This is a genomic window from Halorubrum pallidum (assembly GCF_055380345.1).
Map to the genome: position 1 here is coordinate 760,711 of NZ_AP043945.1, position 15,902 is coordinate 776,612.

General features: G+C 67.8%; 11 protein-coding genes. 5 read left to right on the plus strand and 6 right to left on the minus strand.

Features of this window, described 5'->3' with window-relative positions; translation table 11 throughout:
- Nucleotides 1-172: 172 nt before the first annotated feature.
- On the plus strand, nt 173-1,465 hold the full coding sequence (locus tag ACZ45C_RS05535; RefSeq protein WP_460560368.1) for a glucose-6-phosphate isomerase: 1,293 nt from the start codon (nt 173-175) through the stop codon (nt 1,463-1,465).
- A gap of 84 nt (nt 1,466-1,549) precedes the next feature.
- On the plus strand, nt 1,550-2,275 hold the full coding sequence (locus ACZ45C_RS05540; protein ID WP_460560366.1) for a CPBP family intramembrane glutamic endopeptidase: 726 nt from the start codon (nt 1,550-1,552) through the stop codon (nt 2,273-2,275).
- Between the two features lie 30 nt (nt 2,276-2,305).
- Here the strand turns inward: ACZ45C_RS05540 and ACZ45C_RS05545 are convergent, their stop codons facing one another.
- The gene (locus ACZ45C_RS05545) at nt 2,306-3,607 is read right to left on the minus strand and encodes a DNA double-strand break repair nuclease NurA (protein WP_460560364.1); all 1,302 of its coding nucleotides are present in this window, start codon (nt 3,605-3,607) and stop codon (nt 2,306-2,308) included.
- 426 nt (nt 3,608-4,033) lie between these two features.
- Here ACZ45C_RS05545 and ACZ45C_RS05550 point away from each other — a divergent pair, with 426 nt between their 5' ends.
- Nucleotides 4,034-5,848: a methyl-accepting chemotaxis protein gene (locus ACZ45C_RS05550; protein ID WP_460560681.1), complete on the plus strand. Its 1,815-nt coding sequence runs from the start codon at nt 4,034-4,036 to the stop codon at nt 5,846-5,848.
- Between the two features lie 38 nt (nt 5,849-5,886).
- Here the strand turns inward: ACZ45C_RS05550 and ACZ45C_RS05555 are convergent, their stop codons facing one another.
- From ACZ45C_RS05555 to arcD, 4 genes are all read right to left on the minus strand, one after another.
- Entirely contained in the window at nt 5,887-6,273 is a 387-nt protein-coding gene (locus tag ACZ45C_RS05555; protein ID WP_460560362.1) for a hypothetical protein, read from the minus strand.
- Nucleotides 6,273-6,797 (minus strand): DUF2240 family protein, encoded by a 525-nt coding sequence (locus ACZ45C_RS05560; protein ID WP_460560360.1) that lies wholly within the window; start codon nt 6,795-6,797, stop codon nt 6,273-6,275. Before ACZ45C_RS05560 ends, ACZ45C_RS05555 begins: the two co-directional genes overlap by 1 nt.
- A 55-nt stretch (nt 6,798-6,852) precedes the next feature.
- Nucleotides 6,853-8,178: an MFS transporter gene (locus tag ACZ45C_RS05565; RefSeq protein WP_460560358.1), complete on the minus strand. Its 1,326-nt coding sequence runs from the start codon at nt 8,176-8,178 to the stop codon at nt 6,853-6,855.
- 103 nt (nt 8,179-8,281) lie between these two features.
- Nucleotides 8,282-9,751 (minus strand): arginine/ornithine antiporter ArcD, encoded by a 1,470-nt coding sequence (gene arcD, locus ACZ45C_RS05570; protein ID WP_460560356.1) that lies wholly within the window; start codon nt 9,749-9,751, stop codon nt 8,282-8,284.
- 218 nt (nt 9,752-9,969) lie between these two features.
- Here arcD and ACZ45C_RS05575 point away from each other — a divergent pair, with 218 nt between their 5' ends.
- Nucleotides 9,970-10,953 (plus strand): NOG1 family protein, encoded by a 984-nt coding sequence (locus ACZ45C_RS05575; protein WP_460560354.1) that lies wholly within the window; start codon nt 9,970-9,972, stop codon nt 10,951-10,953.
- A 257-nt stretch (nt 10,954-11,210) separates the two neighbouring features.
- Here the strand turns inward: ACZ45C_RS05575 and ACZ45C_RS05580 are convergent, their stop codons facing one another.
- Nucleotides 11,211-12,971, minus strand: coding sequence for a nitrite/sulfite reductase (locus tag ACZ45C_RS05580; protein WP_460560352.1), 1,761 nt, complete (start codon nt 12,969-12,971; stop codon nt 11,211-11,213).
- 667 nt (nt 12,972-13,638) lie between these two features.
- Between ACZ45C_RS05580 and nasA the strand changes: the two genes are divergently transcribed.
- Entirely contained in the window at nt 13,639-15,750 is a 2,112-nt protein-coding gene (gene nasA / locus ACZ45C_RS05585; protein ID WP_460560350.1) for an assimilatory nitrate reductase NasA, read from the plus strand.
- Nucleotides 15,751-15,902 lie beyond the last annotated feature (152 nt).

Below are 15,902 nucleotides of genomic sequence, written 5' to 3' on the forward strand. Positions count from 1 at the left end.
GTCGGTTCGGTAGCGCGCTCTCCGGACCGCCGCGAGTCGATCGCGATCGCCGGTCGAGCGACCGATCGGACCTGTCGGCCACACGACCGGTCGTTCGAGATCGCTCTTTTCGGAAGTGTCTTGGCCTTCGCAGAAACCCACGCTTAAGTCGCGGTCGCCCGCCACGTGACGTATGGACGTCGACCTCGGCAACACGATGGAGACGACGCCCGGACTCACGGACGAGACGCTCGATCGGATCGACGATCGCGTCACGGCCGCACACGAGCGGATCGAGGCCGGTATGGAGTCCGACGAGTTCGGATACGCGGCGCTGACGCTTCCGGAGACGACGGACCCCGAGGCGATCAGGGCGGTGACGGATCGGTTCGATCGCCCCGCGGCCGTGCTCACGGTCGGCATTGGGGGAAGCGCGCTCGGCGCGGCGACGATCGCGAACGCGTTGGAGAGCGACGTGGACGCGTACTTCCTCGACAACGTCGATCCGGACGCCGTCGACGCGCTGCTCGCCGACCTCCCGCTCTCGGAGACCGTAGTCAACGTCGTGTCGAAGTCGGGGACGACCGCCGAGACGCTCGCGAACTTCCTCGTCGTCCGCGAGGCCATGACCGAGGCGGGCGTCGACTGGACCGAACGGACCGTCGTCACGACCGGGGAAGAGGGGAACCTCCGGTCGCTCGCCGACGAGCACGACCTGCCGGCGCTCGACGTTCCGGACGGGGTTCCGGGGCGGTTCACGGCGCTCTCGACGGTCGGACTGACCGTCCCGGCGCTGCAGGGCCACGACATCGAGGCGGTGCTCGCCGGCGGCCGAGACGGGATGGACGCGCTCTCGGGCTCGCTGTACGAGTCGCCAGCGTACGCCTACGGTGCGACGACGTACGCGCTGGCCGAGCGCGGTGCGCTCACCAACGCCGTGATGCCGTACGTCGAGTCGCTGGAGACGTTCGCGGAGTGGTTCGCCCAGCTGTGGGCGGAGAGCTTGGGGAAGGACGGACTCGGACAGACGCCGGCCCGCGCGCTCGGCGCGACGGATCAGCACTCCCAGCTTCAGCTGTACCGCGCCGGGCCGCCGGACAAGGTCGTCTCGCTGGTCCGACCCACGGAGCGGGCGGAGACGGCGATCCCGGAGACGGACCTCGACGGGCTCGCGTACCTCGGCGGCTCGTCGCTCGGCGAACTGCTCGACGCGGAGTTCGAGGCGACGGAGGCGAGCCTCGCCGCCGCCGACGTGCCGAACCTCCGCGTCGAGATCGACCGCGTCGACGAGCGGAGTCTCGGAGAGCTGCTGTACGGCATGGAGGCCGCGTGCGTGCTCTACGGCGAACTTGCGGGCGTCTCGACGTTCACCCAGCCGGCGGTCGAGTGGGGAAAGAAGGCGGCGCGGGGACTGCTCGGCGGCGGCGACTTCCCGGAGGCCGACGCCGTGGCCGACAAGCGAGAGCTGCGGATCGAGCGGTCCTGAATCGGGCTCCGTGAGCGCCCCGAAGCGGCGCTCCGGGCGAGCGGTTCCGGAGCGCCTAACACGCCGTGCGTCCAACGGACGCCAATGACGGACGACCTCCCGGTCCCGGTCGACCGACTGGTCCACGTGGTGAGCGCGGCCTTCGCGCTCGTGTTCGCGCTGGTTCTCACGAGCCTGATCACGCAAGTGGTCACGTCGTTCGCGCTTCGAGTCGGCGTCGTCACCGACGGGACGAACGCGTTCACGCTTCTCGAAACCGCCGTCAGCTTCGCGGGATTTCTCCCGGGCGTCGTCGGCTACCTGGTGATCACCGACCAGCGGAGTCTCGTCTCAATCTCGCGGCCGTCGGTCCGGGAGATCGGGCTGATCGCGGGCGCTGCCGTCCTCCTCTACGGTCTCCAGATCGGACTGTTGTTCGGGCTTCGGGCGGCCGGACTCGGGACCGGCCAGAACCCGGCGACGGTGGCCGCCGGCGACCCCGTCGCGTACTACACTGCAATGATCGTCGTCTCGATCCTCCTCGTCGGCCCGGCGGAGGAGCTGCTGCTTCGCGGGGTCGTCCAAGGCGGGCTCCGGCGCTCGTTCGACGCCGCGCCGGCCATCTTGATCGCGGCGATCATGTTCGGCGCGCTGCACGGCAGCGTGGAGGGGACCTTCCCGGAGCAGATCGCGTACATGGGCGTGACAATCGTCCTCGGCTCGATCCTCGGGGTGCTCTACGAGCGGACGGAGAACGTACTGGTGCCCGGGCTCGCCCACGGACTGTACAACGCGATCATCTTCGCGGGGCTCCTCTGGAGCGCGCTCTGACGGCGGCAACCTCGGGCCGCTCGACGCGAGTCACAGCCGCGTCTTTCCCCACCGATGGTCGTCGTAGGTCGACTGCTGCTCGCTGTCGAACCGGTCTTCGAACGCCCGTCTGAGCGCGGCTTTCTCGGTCGCCGCGATCCGCGCTAGCTCGTCGGCCTTCGCCACGGCTTCCGGCGGTCCGCGGGAGGCCGCCACGTCGGCGAGCACCTGTCGCGTGAGTCGCTCGCGCGTGTCTCGGTCGCGGGTGAACGCGTACGGGGCCTCGAGCTTGTAGGTCACGTCGGTCCGCGGGTCGTACAGAACCATGAACGTCGGCTCGTACAGCGCCGGCGCCAACTCGCGGTCGATACCGAGGGCGTCGCGATCGGCGGCCATCGTCTCGTCGGCCCCGCCGCGGCTGTGAAACCACGTGGTAAAGGTGATCTCGTCGTCGACGCGCTCGCCGACAGCCCGGGTTTCGTCGCCGGGGACCTCGGTTCCGCTACCGTCCCCGGGACCGCCGTCAGCGTCGCGTCGCTCCAGCAGCCGAGTGAACAGCGCGGTGTCGTCGGGCCACGGCGGTTCGACGCCCTCGCGGGCGAGCGACCGCACGACGGTCCCGCTGGAGGGGTTCTTCACGAATCCGACGAGCGGCACGTCGCGCTCGACGAACCGCTCGACGAGCCGAACGTAGTTCTCGACGACGGCGCGGGGCTTCGCCTCGCGGGCGAGCGCTCCGAGTTCGGGGTTCCTGTCGTCCCACGTGAACAGCTCTTTGGGGTAGATCGGGCCGTCGAGCACGAGCAGGTCGTCGACGCGGTCGGCGTGATAGAGCGCGTGGGTGCCCTCGGCGAGGTACAGCGCGAGTGCGTGGACGACGCCTTCGGCGTACCGGTTCACCCGCGGCGCGTGGAGCACGCGCTGGCGGGTGTGTCCCTCGTCGCGTTCGGTCCACTCTCCGTCGAAGTCGGCGGTGGAGTCGCCCGCGTGAACGGTCGCGACGATGGTGCGGTCGCGGTGGAGATCCAGGTCCGTCGGCTCGCTCGCCATCGCCGCGTGGGCCACGTCGACGACGAGCCCGTTTTTGAACGTCGTCGGGTTGATCGTTCCTGAGTCGAGCCCGTGGACTGTCTCGAACGGCCGCGCCGCGAGTGCGGCGTCGTCGATCTGCGCGCGTCGCCGCTCGTGGTCGTCGACGGGCTCGATCACGGTGCGGCCGTCGCGACGGAGGTCGGGAAGCCAGTCGTTCCACACCGTTCCCGCGAGGTCGTCGTGGTCGGTCGTGTCCACGTCGCCCGCTATCCCGTACGCGAGCCGCGCGATGTTCTCGACGTGGATCGGATCGAGCGTCACGGCCGTATCGCCGTTCGGAGTAACATAAAAGGCGTCGCCACGGATCAGGGCAGATGACGATCAGACGGAGAGCGTCCAGGCGGGAGCATCGCCGGGACGCCAGCGATCCGACGACGAGGAGAGACTCCGAACGTGTTCGACTTCCGTCGTTGTTCCGGCGATGTAGACACTCGTTCGACAGTGTGGTGTGATATCTGTAAACTACCACCTGACGCCTGATACCGTGTGTCTAGTGAGTATCAGTGGTAATATTCGGAGGGTGGGTTCTTTTATCGGGTACGACGATCGACGTGTATGACAGACTCAACGATCGGGTCCGCTGGGGGCGGTCACGGGCCGACGACGGAGGGCGCGGCCGGTGGCGAACCCTCTGGGATATTCGGCGGCGTCCGCGAGGTGCTCCGATACGTTCCAGACGGGACCTCCATGCCGAAAGAGATGTGGCGTCCGCGCCATCGAAACATCCTGATAGTCATCGCCATCCACGTGCCGTTTCTCGCGGCGTTGGGGCTGTACGAGGGAACGGAGTCGTTCACCGGCGCGCAGATTCCGGCCACGCCGCTCTGGATGCTCGGTGGTACACTCGCCATCGTCCTCGGTACCGGAGGTCTCGCTGCGTGGTCCGGCTTCGACCGACGGACGCGAACGCTGCTCGCGACGTTCAGCGGACTCACGGTCTCGATGGCGCTCGTGAAGCTTTCGGGCGGCTACATCGAAGCGCACTTCCACTTTTTCGTGTTCATCGCCGTCGTCGCGGTGTACGAGGACTGGCTCCCCTTCGGGCTCGGGATGGCGTACGTCGCCACCGGCCACGGGTTGTTCGGACTGATCGATTCGAGTCTGGTATACAACCACCCCGCCGCGATCGCGAACCCGATCGCGTGGGGCGGCATCCACGCCGTCTTCGTCACGGCGCTCGCCGGTGCGCTCGTGATCAACTGGTACTCGATCGAAAAGTCACGCGAGGAGGCCGAGCGACAGCTCGAGCTGGTTTCCGAACAGAAGGAGGAGATTCGAGACGTCGAGGACGCGAAAGCTGAGGTCGAAAAGCGCCGCGAGGAGGTCGAGCGCCTGAATCGGCACCTCGAAACGAAGGCCGACGTTTACAGCGCGACGATGGATCGCGCGGCCGACGGCGACCTCACCGTCCGGCTGGACGCCGACAGCGAGAGCGACGCCATGGAACAGATCGGCACCGCGTTCAACGAGATGATGGACGACATCGAAGCGACGATGCGAGACGTGCAGTCGTTCGCGGGCGAGGTGTCCGAAGCCAGCGAAAAGACGGTCGAGGGCGTGGACACGGCAGAGGCCCGCAGCGAGGACGTGAGCCGATCCGTCGAGGAAATCGCTGACGGGGCAGAAGAACAGCGCGAGATGCTCGAACAGGTCTCCGGCGAGATGAACACCCTCTCGGCGACGATCGAGGAGGTCGCCTCGTCGACGGAGACCGTCGCGGACGCGGCCCAGCAGACGGCGTCGGTGGCCACCGAGGGACAGGACACCGCCGGCGAGGCGATAGACAGCGTCCAGGAGTCACGGGACGCGATCGACGAGACGGCGGAGAAGGTCAGGATACTCGACGAACGGATGGAAGACATCGGGGAGATAGTCGACCTGATAAGCGACATCGCCGAGCAGACCAACCTGCTCGCGTTGAACGCCAACATCGAGGCCGCGCGGGCCGGCGGCGGTGGCGGCGGGAGCGACGGGTTCGCGGTCGTCGCCGACGAGGTCAAACAGCTCGCCGAGGAGACGCAGGAGGCGGCCCAGGAGATAGAGGAGCTTATCGCCGGCACGCAGGCACAGACGCGGGCGGCCGTCGCCGAGGTCCGGACCGCAGAAGAGCACATGGAAGAGGGTGCAGAGGCGGTCAGAGACGCCGCCGACGCGTTCGCCGAGGTGGCGGACAACGCGGGAGAGACCGACGACGGGATCCGCGAGATCAGCAAGGCGACGGACGATCAGGCCGCGAGCACGGAGGAGATGGTGTCGATGGTGGAGGAGGTAGCGGGCATCAGCAGATCGACCGCCGACGAGGCAGACGACGTCAGCGAGGCGGCAAACGAGCAGCTCGCCGCCATGTCACAGGCCACCGACGAAGCCGGCTCGCTCGCCGATCAGGCCGATCGACTCCGAGCGCTGCTCCGGAAGTTCGACGTCCGCGAAGAGCCCCACGGCGACTCGGCGGCGTCGGGAGCCCGCACCGTCGCGATGGGTGACGGCGGTCGGTCCGACTGAAGCGGCGACACGCTCGGCGTCCGGATTCTCATTTCTTCTCACACCGCGTCGACGACGGCCTCGATCACCGGCAGCGACCGCTTGACCTGTGCGCCGTCTTCGACGAACACGAGGGTTCGCGGTGGCCGGACCGCCTTCGGTCTGACTCGGAGTTCGATGTCCGCGGCCGCGTCGGCCGCCGCGTCGGGTGCCACGAGGAATTCTATCCGGATCCGATCGGGTTGCACGTACACCTCCGCGACGGCCTCGGAACCCCGATCGGCGTCGCGAACGATCCGATACGCGAGCGTTCCGTCTGTCGTCGGTTCCACGTCGGGATCGGCGTCGGCGAGCACGAGATCGCGAAGCCGCCCCTCGTTTCCGGATATCTCCGAGGCGAGCAGCTGGGCGATCCGAACCCCGTCGGTCAGTCGGTCCGCGACCATCACGCGACCTCCGCGGGATCGTCCGTCTCGTCACGGGAATCGTCCCCACGAGCGTTCTCGTCGGCTGCCTCTTCTCCGGCGCTCGCGAGGTCACTTCTGACGGCGGCAGCGAGGCGATCGACCGCGGCACCGTGTTCTTTCGCGTAGAGCACCGCCGCGGCCTCGATCGTGATCTCCAGCGTCCGCTGGCGCTCGTTGATGCCCGCCACCGCCCGCTGTTTCTCCACGCCGGCTGAGACGATCGCGTCGAGCGCCGTCTCGAAGGTCGACTGCTCGCGGAGGACGGACTCGTCGGGGGTGAACCCCTCCGGAATCACCACGTCGTCAGGATCAAACCGCGTCACGAGTTCACCGTCGTCCGCGTCGAGGAGGCCGCGGCCGACGGCGACGTCGACGAGCCGCTTCGCTTGGTCCGGCGAGAACCAGTCGCGGTCGAGCGACAGCGCGACGACGAACTCGCCTTCGCCCAGCCGCGCTTTGGCCCGCTGTTTGAACGGGGCGGCGACGGCGGCCTCTAGGCTCATGTTCGAGGGACCGCCCGGCTGGCGCGTAAACGTGTCGGACGAGCGCTCCCGATTTCTATCCGCGCCGAGGCAGGTCGCCGTCGACGCGACGATCCACTGCGAACGCCCCTGCCGCGCCCGCAAACACGAGCAAGCCGGCGACGCCGAACGCGAGCGCGTAGCTCTCGGCGGCGAGCCATCCGCCCACGACGCTACCGATACCGCCAGCGAGCGCGCCGAGCGCCGCGTACACGCCGAGGGCCTCGCCCCGGATCGACGGGGGTGAAAGCCGGGTGACGACGATCCCCGCGGTGACTGCTATCACTGCCCACGTGAGTCCGATGAGCGCGAACGCCACGCCGACGGCGGTGAAGCCGAGCGCACTCGCGCCGAGAGCGGTGCCGACGACGGCGACGAGCGGAAGGAGGGCGGTGCGAGCGACCAGTCCGCCGACTTGGAGTCGGACCACGTTTCGCTCGCCCGCGAGGCGTCCGACGGCTCCGAACGCGAGCGCGGCGGCGGCGCTGTTGATCAGGTACAGCGCGAACGTTCCCCCGGAGTCGTACCCCACGGCGGCGAGGAACGCGGGAAGCGGCGCGAAGAAGGCCGCGGACCCCGACAGAAACAGGAGACAAGCGGCGAAGTACGCCGCGAGCGCGGGGGTGAACCGCGCCGCGAGCCGCCGGGGATCCAGTCCGCGAAAGTCGGTGCGGGCGAGCGATCCGGGGAGCGTCGCGCCGCGGACCGCGAACCGGTCCGCACGGCGGATGGCGCGACGGACGCGGCTCCCCGAGGGGATCGTCCCGGAACCGTTACCGACGGTCGCGTCTCCGAGCGACGGGTCCGCCGGCAGCGTTCGAGCGACGACGGCGCAGGAGACCGCCGCCGCGACCGCGAGCGGGACGAACAGCCAGCGCGTCGCGGTCGCCGCGGACGTAACGAGCGAGCCGAGGCCGGTCCACACCGTTCCGAAGAGGAGCCCGAGCGCCCAACCCACCCCCTGAAACCGGTTGAGGTCCGCGATCCGTTCGCTCCAGGCAGACTCCGGTGCCTCTGCGACCGCGAGAAGCGTCAACACGGGCGTCGCGGCCGCGAAGGCGAACCAGACGACTGCGTTGGCCGCGATCACCGCGCTCACGCTCTCTGTGAGCGGAACGGCGGCGACCGCGACCGCCGCGACCGCGAGCGCCGCCAGAACGAGTCCGCGGCGGTTTCCCGTGCGGTCGGCGACGCGGCCGAACCACAGCGCGCCCGGAACGCCGACGACGGCGGCGACGGCGGCGAGCACGCCGAGGACGATCGGACCGCCGCCGAGGTCGACCACGTACAGCGGCACGACGAGCGACGCGCCGCCGAACGCGACCGATCCGAGCCCCCAGCCGTACAGCCAGCCGTCGGACATACGGCGAATTCGGGAGCGGACGAGGGTTAACCGCACCGGTCGCGTGACCGAACGACGCGACCGTCAGCTCTCGACTCCCGCGCTCGGGGACCGTCGCGGCGTCTCAGTCGTCGTCCCCGGCCGTGTCACCGATCCCGGTAGTCGCCGTAGTGGGCGGCGCTCCGGTCGGCGTCGCTTCGATCGTGTAGCCGGTCGCCGCCATCGCGAACAGCGCGAGCGGCGAGAAGAACGCGAACAGGAAGTACGGCGCGTACTCGAGCGTCGGGACGCCGGTGACGCCGGTCATGTACACCGCGCCGGCATGCCACGGGAACAGCGCGCCCGTCGGCGTCCCGGCCGCCTCGACCGCGCGGGACAGCTGGTCGCTGTCGAGGCCGAACTCGTCGTAGGTGTTCCGGAGCGTGACGCTCGGGAGGACGATGCTCATGTACTGCTGGGCAGTGAGCGCGTTGATGGCGATCGCCGAGATTCCCGTCCCGGCGACGAGGACGCCCGCGCTCCGGACGGTCGACGTGAACGCGTGTGCGATCACCGCCAGCACGCCGGTCCGTTCGAGTATTCCGCCCAGCGACAGCGCGGCGACGACGACCGTGATCGTCCACGCCGATCCGGTGAGTCCGCCCGTCGCGAGCAGATCGTTCACCAGATCGGACCCCGATTCGGGTGCGGTCCCGTACATGAAGGCGTCCCACGCGGCGACGAAGCCGGTCCCCTGCACGAGGACCGTCGTGAACACGCCGGCGAAGACGCCGGCGACGAGCGTCGGGAGGGCGGCGTACCCCCGCAGCGCCAGCCCGAAGGTGACGGCGAGCGGGACGAACGCGACGAGCGTGATCGCGTACGTCTCGGCGAGCCCGCCCTGTATCTCGGCTATCCGACCGGCGGGAATCTCGCCGCTCGCGCGGATCCCGAGCGCGAGGAAACCGAGCACCGCGATTCCGAACGCGGCGAGCGTGCCGGTCCGCATCCGACGGATGTGCGCGTACAGGTCGGTGTTGGTGACGCCGGCGGCGAGGTTCGTCGTGTCCGAGAGCGGCGACTGCTTGTCGCCCGCGTACGCCCCGGAGAGCACGGCTCCGACCGTCATCGGCGCGGGGACGCCGAGGCCAGCGCCGATTCCGACGAAAGCGACGCCCAGCGTGCCGACCGCCGTCCACGAGGAGCCGATGGCGAAGGCGACGACCGCGGCGACGACCGCCGCCGCGGGGAGGAAGGTCGTCGGCGAGAGGATCTCCAGTCCGTAGTACATCAGCCCGGGGATCGTGCCGGCGCTGACCCACGTGGCGATCAGCCCGTAGATGGTGAAGATGATGAGGAGCGCCTGCAGCCCCATCACGAGCCCGTTCGAGATGCCGTCGAACAGCTCGTCCCAGTCGTAGCCGAGCCAGAGACCGAACGCGCCGACGATGACGATGCTCCACAGCAACGGCGCGTGCGGGTCGAGTCCCAACACGGCCGATCCGACGCCGAGGAACGCCACGACGGCAAAGATCGGAACCAGCGCCGCCGCGAGACTCGGTCGTCGATCCGGATCGAGGTCGTCGTACGTGGTGGGGGTAAACGAGTTCGTCATGTATTCATATATTCTTTTGAAGCATAAATATATCTTGAAATATGCGCCAAATGTATAATAATTATTCATGCGTGTCGGCAACGCGATCGCGGTCCAGTCGCGGGGTCCCCGAAGCTCGGTCGCGAGGCCGTTCTCCGCGCGTCCGACCGTGCGCCGGCGTGTCGCGGCGGTGGACGAACGGACGGTCTTATACGCTTCGGTGGGCAAAGGCGGATAACATGATATTTGAGGGCCTTCCGACGACGCCTCGATCGGAGGAACTCGTCGATAAGGCGTTCTCCCGGGCGGCACGCGCCGGCCGCGCCAAGCGCGGTCACGAGGCGCAAGAATCGATGCTGCGGACGGCCGGCAACGTGCTCTCGGACAACCTGGAGAACGTCGTCGTCTCGTGGCCCGACTTCGGCTTCGACGTCGACCCCTTCTACTACGAGCTGGCCGACGCCATCGTCGACGTGGACCGCCTCCGACAGGCGCTCTCGCAGGTGATGTGGGCGAGCAGACAGATCGAGGACCTCCGGGACGAGTACACCTCCAAGATCCGCGACTCCGACATCGACACCGCCCGCAAACACCGTAAACAGGCGTTCGCGCGCATGGCCGACGTGATGGACCAGATCGAGGATGACCTGCGGTACATCGGCGACTCGCGCGACCAGTTGAAAGTGCTTCCCGACGTTCGTCCCGACGAGCCGGCCATCGTGATCGCCGGCTACCCCAACGTGGGGAAGTCGTCGTTTGTCAACCGCGTCACCCGCGCGTCCAACGAGATCGCGGAGTACCCGTTCACGACCAAGGGCGTGCAGATCGGTCACTTCGAGCGGAACCACATCCGGTACCAGATCGTCGATACCCCCGGGCTGCTGGACCGACCGGCCGACGAGCGCAACGACATCGAGCGACAGGCGGTGAGCGCCTTAGAGCACCTCGCCGACGCCGTCGTCTTCGTTCTCGACCCGTCCGGCGACTGCGGCTACCCGCTCGACGTTCAACTCGAACTCCGCGAGGAGGTCCGAGAGCTGTTCGGCGAGGCCGTCCCGTTCCTCACCGTAGCGAACAAACACGACCGGTACGACGCGGTCAAAGCCGAGTCCGTCGACGCGACGATGAGCGTCACCGAAGGCGAGAACGTCGACGCCGTACTCGACATGGCCGTCGAGTCGGCTGCCTTCGAGCCGGACCTGCCGACGCGAGACGACGAGTAGCGTCCCTCTCGATCCATCTCTCGGCACGCGTGTCGGGTCTCGCCGTCCACGTCGGGAACCCGTTCTCGCACTCCGAAACTCGCAGCCGTCCCCCGCACACTGAGAGGCAATTTCACACATCTGCCCCGCGGGACGACCTGCGTCTCTACCACCCGAACAGCTCGGGTGCGGCGTCCGCGGATGCGTGTTGCGCGCGGTCGAAGATGGCGGAACTCCCACGCTCGTCGGCCGTCGCTGCGGAGTCGTCGGTCGGTGACTCAGTCATCGGACGACACGACCTCCGGTTCGGCCGCCGTCGTTCCCTCGTCTGCGAACGGGTACCACGACTGCTTGGCGTCGGTCAGCGAGGCGTCGGCGTAGTTCGTCTCCTCGGGCTCACACAGCTCGGCGAGCGTCTCGGAATCGGTCGAATCGGCCCACTCGCGGAACGTCTGTCCCGACTCGCGCCGCTCCGCGAATCCCTCGACGAGGTTCCGGATCGCACCGGGCGCCTCATCCGCGGGGACGCGCTGTCGGACGTACTCGACGAACGAGGGGTCCTCGCCCATGCCGCCGCCGACGCCGATGTCGACCGCCTCGACCATCTCACCGTCCTTGCGCGCTCGCATGCCGAGAAGACCGATGTCGGCGGTGTTGGCGTGGCCACAGTCGGCCGTACAACCGGAGAAGTGGAGCTTCAGTTGCTCGACGTCGTCCGGCAGGTCCACGTTGTCGCGCAGCCAGCGGAGCAGCCGCGCCGTCCGGGCCTTGGTCTCGACGAGCGCGAGCGAGCAGAACTCGGTGCCGGTACACGCCATCGCGCCGCGGACGAACGGGTCGGGCTCCGGCCGGTGTCTCGCGAGCAGCGGCTCGGCGAGCAGATCGTCCACCCGGTCGGGCTCGACGTCGACGATGATCGGGTTCTGCCGGCGGGTGAGCCGGACTTCGCCGGAGCCGTACTCGTCGGCGAGGTCGGCGAGTTCGATCGCCTCCTCGGCCGGAAGCCGACCGACGGGAACGCTGAGACCGACGTACCTCCGCCCGTCGCCCTGTTCGTGAACGCCCGTGTAATCCTTCTTACCCTCCTCTGTGGCGCGGCCGGCGTTGTAGGTGTACTCGTCGCGGATGTCCTCGCCCGCGCCCCGGAGGTCGCCGTCGACGTACTCCTCGGCCAGCAGGTCTCGGATCCACTCGGTGCCGTGTTCGTCGACGAAGAAGCGAGACCGGTTTTTCGCGCGCACCTGCCGGTCGCCGTGGTCGTGGTACAGCTCGACGAAGCCGCGGACGACCTCGAAGGCCTCGTCCGGCGTCACGAAGGCGTCGAGCGGCCGGGCGACGCGGGGCTCTCTGCCGCCGAGCCCGCCGCCGACGCGCACGTTGAAACCGAGCGTCTCCTCGCCGTCGATCTCCTTGCGGGCGGGTTCGAGGGCGACGTCGTTGATCGCGTCCTGCGCGCCGCCCTCCGGGGTCCCGGAGATGCTGATGTTGAACTTCCGGGGCATATTACAGAGGTCGTCGTCTCCGCGGATCTCCTCTTGGAACCGTTCGAGAAGCGGGAGCGTGTCGATCACTTCATCCGCGTCCTTGCCGGCGACCGGGCTGCCGGAGATGTTCCGCATGGTGTCGCCGCCCGACGATCGGGTGGTCACGCCGACCGACTCCAGCTCCTCCCAAATCTCCGGGATATCTTCGAGTTTGATCCAGTGGAGCTGGATCGACTGTCGCGTGGTCAGGTCGATCCAGCTGTCGCCGAACTCGGGATTCGTGACGGGACCGGACGCGTAATCGCGAGCGACCTCGGCGATCGCACGCAGTTGTCCGGGCTCTAAGATCCCGTTGGCGTTGGTCAGCCGCATCATGAAGTAGCTCTCCTGACCGGTGCGCTGGTGGAACACTCCCCAGAATTTGAAGCGGGTGAACCACGCGTCCCGCTCGTCCTCGGGGATCGAGTCGAACCCTTCTTCGGCGAACTCGACCAACTTCTCGCGCACTCGGTCGCCGTATAGCTCCGATTTCCACTCCTCCTTTTTGTTAACCATCACCGATCAGCCTCCTCGTTGGTCTGGAACCGTTCTGCATCTATAGTGGCCGAATGCTGGGTCATTTCGCTTAGAAATTTATAGGATAGCATAAAATAGTTCGCTTCTTATAAAATCACAAAATATGGTAGATAACCGGGCGATCGAAAAACGGGCTGCCATGGCTCCCTATATTTCTACCATCCGATATAGAAATTATACGTGCGGTAGCGAAACCTGTCAGAAGTTTACAAACGCAAACTGTGGATTTCGTTCTCCCGCGGGTCGAGGGTCCGACGAGCGAGTCGGCGATTCGCCGGGGCGACCGCGGTCCGGGTGCGTCTCCGTGACCGTCGGGTTCGGGTCGTCGCCACGTTCGAGGGGGTCCCGCGTTGAGCAGCCGAACCGAATCGGGCGACGCGTGTGCGGGCGGCGACGACTCGCCCGCTCGGGCGTGCACGCGTTTATTTAGAAATACACGAAATAAATGGACGAATTTTCGTGTATTTCGATATATTATCTGTACCAAAACAGTTATAGAGCCGATAGGGTATGTTGTATTCAGAAAACAACTGATGCGACACAACGTGTGCGGGCCACCTATTTCGGACCGGCCACGGATCGGAACCACCGGCGAATCGCCCGCTTCAGGGCGGGGCGACTCCGTCGCGGAGGTGCGGCATCGCCGATGAGCGAGTGGACGCCGACGACGTGTATGCGATGTGCGGTCGGCTGCGGCCACCTACAGCGGGGATACGCGAACAACTACGGGCTCGACACCGTCCGGGGTGACGCGACGCACCCGGTGAACCGCGGTCTCGCCTGCCAGCGCGGCGTCGACGAGACGGCCAACCCCGACGGGGAGTGGCTGACCCGTCCGCTCGTCAGGGAGAACGGAACCCTCGTCTCGACCAACTGGGAGACGGCGATCGGCACCGTCGTCTCGCACCTCGAAGACGCGCTCGCCGAGAGTGCGGACGGCGTCGCGGTGTTGGGGAGCGGTCAGCAGACGAACGAGGCGGCGTACGCGCTGGGCAAGCTCGCCCGCGGCGGCTTCGGCACCCGTTACTACGACGCCAACACCACCCTCTGTATGGCCTCGGCCGTCACCGCCTACTACCAGGCCTTCGGGAGCGACGCGCCCCCGCCGACGTACGAGGACATCCCCGACGCGCGGACTCACGTCGTCTGGGGCGCGAATCCGGCGGTGGCACACCCGGTGATGTACCGGTGGATCGCCGACAGCGCGAGCGGCGACGGCGATCTGATCGTCGTCGACCCCGTCGAGAGCGAGACCGTCGACGACGCCGACGTGCACGCGCAGATCGACCCGGGAGCCGACCTCGCGTTCGCTCGGGCGGTGCTGGCGCAGGTCGTCGACGACGGGAGTGTCGACCGCGAGTTCGTCGATCGATACACCGACGGCTTCGAGGCGACGGTCGACTCGCTACCCTCGGTCCGGGAGGCGGCCGAGACGGCCGGCGTCCCGGTCGAGACGGTCGAGCGCGTCGCCGCCGCCCTCAGCGATCCGACGCTTCTGTACTGGGGAATGGGCGTCAACCAGAGCGTCCAGGGGACCGCGACCGCACGGGCGCTCATCGATCTCTGTCTCGCGACCGGGAACCTCCGGCCGGGAAGCGGACCGTTCTCGCTGACCGGCCAAGCGAACTCGATGGGGACGCGCGTCTGCTCGTCGAAGGGGACTTGGCCCGGCCAGCGCGAGTTCACGGATCCGGATCACCGACGTGCCGTCGCCGACGCGTGGGGAATCCCTTCGAGCCGGCTCCCGGACGATCCGGGACCGGGACCGGTCGGGATCGTCGACGCGATCGCGGACGGGCCGCCAGAGGTGTGTTGGACCGTGGCGACGAACCCGGTCGCGGGGATGCCCGACGGCGACCGCGTTCGGGAGGCGCTCGACGACACCTTCCTCGTCGCGCAGGACGCGTTCCGAACCGAGACCGTCGAGCTGGCCGACGTGGTGCTGCCGGCGGCGACGTGGGGCGAGTCCGAGGGGACCGTCACGAACATGGAGCGACGGATCTCGCGAGTACGGGCCGCGACGGAGACCTCGCCGAAGATCAAAGGGGACCTCGACATCATCGTCGCGATCGGCTCGGCGATCGATCCGGCGCTGTTCTCGGAGCCGACGACGTCGCCGGAGTCGGTGTTCGACGAGCTGTGCGAGCTGACGGCCGGGACGCTCGCGGACCTGTCCGGCCTCTCGTACGACCGGCTGGACGCCGAACTCGCGGTTCGGTGGCCCGCGCCGTCGCCCGAAGCCGAGGGGGAGTACCGCTACGTCGAGGAGGACGGGTGGGAGTTCCCCACGCCGTCGGGCCGCGCGCGGTTCTCGACGGGGACTCACGGCGGGCTCGCCGAGCCGACCGACGACGAGTATCCGCTGACGCTGACGACCGGGCGGCGCGCCGACGCGTACAACACCGGCGTTCGCAGCCGAGGTGACGAGACCGACGCGCCACCGACGGCACGGATCCACCCGGAGACGACGCTGGAGTACATCGAGGAGTTCGACCGCGGGAAGACGGTCGTCGCGTCGCGGCGCGGGTCGACCACGATCGCGGTCAACCCGGACGACGGCGTCCCGAAGGGGATGGTGTGGCTGCCGATCCACCACCCGGCGGTGAACGTCCTCACGCTCCCGGCCGTCGATCCCGAGTCCGACGAACCGAACTTCAAGCAGTGTGCGGTCGACGTGCGAGCCCCGCAGCCGTCGAACCCCCTCGTCCACGAGGGGCATCCGAGCGCGGACGGAGAGCCCGCCCCGTCGGACGACTGACTCCGCGTCACCTATCTGATGAATCCTGTGCCCTTCCCCTCGTCGACGACCATGCCCCACACAATCGTTCGTGTGAAAAAGAGCTATCTCAAATGAATTCAAACAGAACGACACATCGATCCGAATTCACCGGGCGATCGAATGAATATGCG

Excerpts from the sequence above, each read along its gene's own strand:
- ACZ45C_RS05575 (WP_460560354.1), top strand. The coding sequence starts at position 9,970 with ATGATATTTGAGGGCCTTCCGACGACGCCTCGATCGGAGGAACTCGTC.
- ACZ45C_RS05580 (WP_460560352.1), bottom strand. The coding sequence starts at position 12,971 with ATGGTTAACAAAAAGGAGGAGTGGAAATCGGAGCTATACGGCGACCGA.
- arcD (WP_460560356.1), bottom strand. The coding sequence starts at position 9,751 with ATGACGAACTCGTTTACCCCCACCACGTACGACGACCTCGATCCGGAT.
- ACZ45C_RS05540 (WP_460560366.1), top strand. The coding sequence starts at position 1,550 with ATGACGGACGACCTCCCGGTCCCGGTCGACCGACTGGTCCACGTGGTG.
- ACZ45C_RS05565 (WP_460560358.1), bottom strand. The coding sequence starts at position 8,178 with ATGTCCGACGGCTGGCTGTACGGCTGGGGGCTCGGATCGGTCGCGTTC.
- ACZ45C_RS05535 (WP_460560368.1), top strand. The coding sequence starts at position 173 with ATGGACGTCGACCTCGGCAACACGATGGAGACGACGCCCGGACTCACG.
- nasA (WP_460560350.1), top strand. The coding sequence starts at position 13,639 with ATGAGCGAGTGGACGCCGACGACGTGTATGCGATGTGCGGTCGGCTGC.
- ACZ45C_RS05560 (WP_460560360.1), bottom strand. The coding sequence starts at position 6,797 with ATGAGCCTAGAGGCCGCCGTCGCCGCCCCGTTCAAACAGCGGGCCAAA.
- ACZ45C_RS05550 (WP_460560681.1), top strand. The coding sequence starts at position 4,034 with ATGCCGAAAGAGATGTGGCGTCCGCGCCATCGAAACATCCTGATAGTC.
- ACZ45C_RS05555 (WP_460560362.1), bottom strand. The coding sequence starts at position 6,273 with ATGGTCGCGGACCGACTGACCGACGGGGTTCGGATCGCCCAGCTGCTC.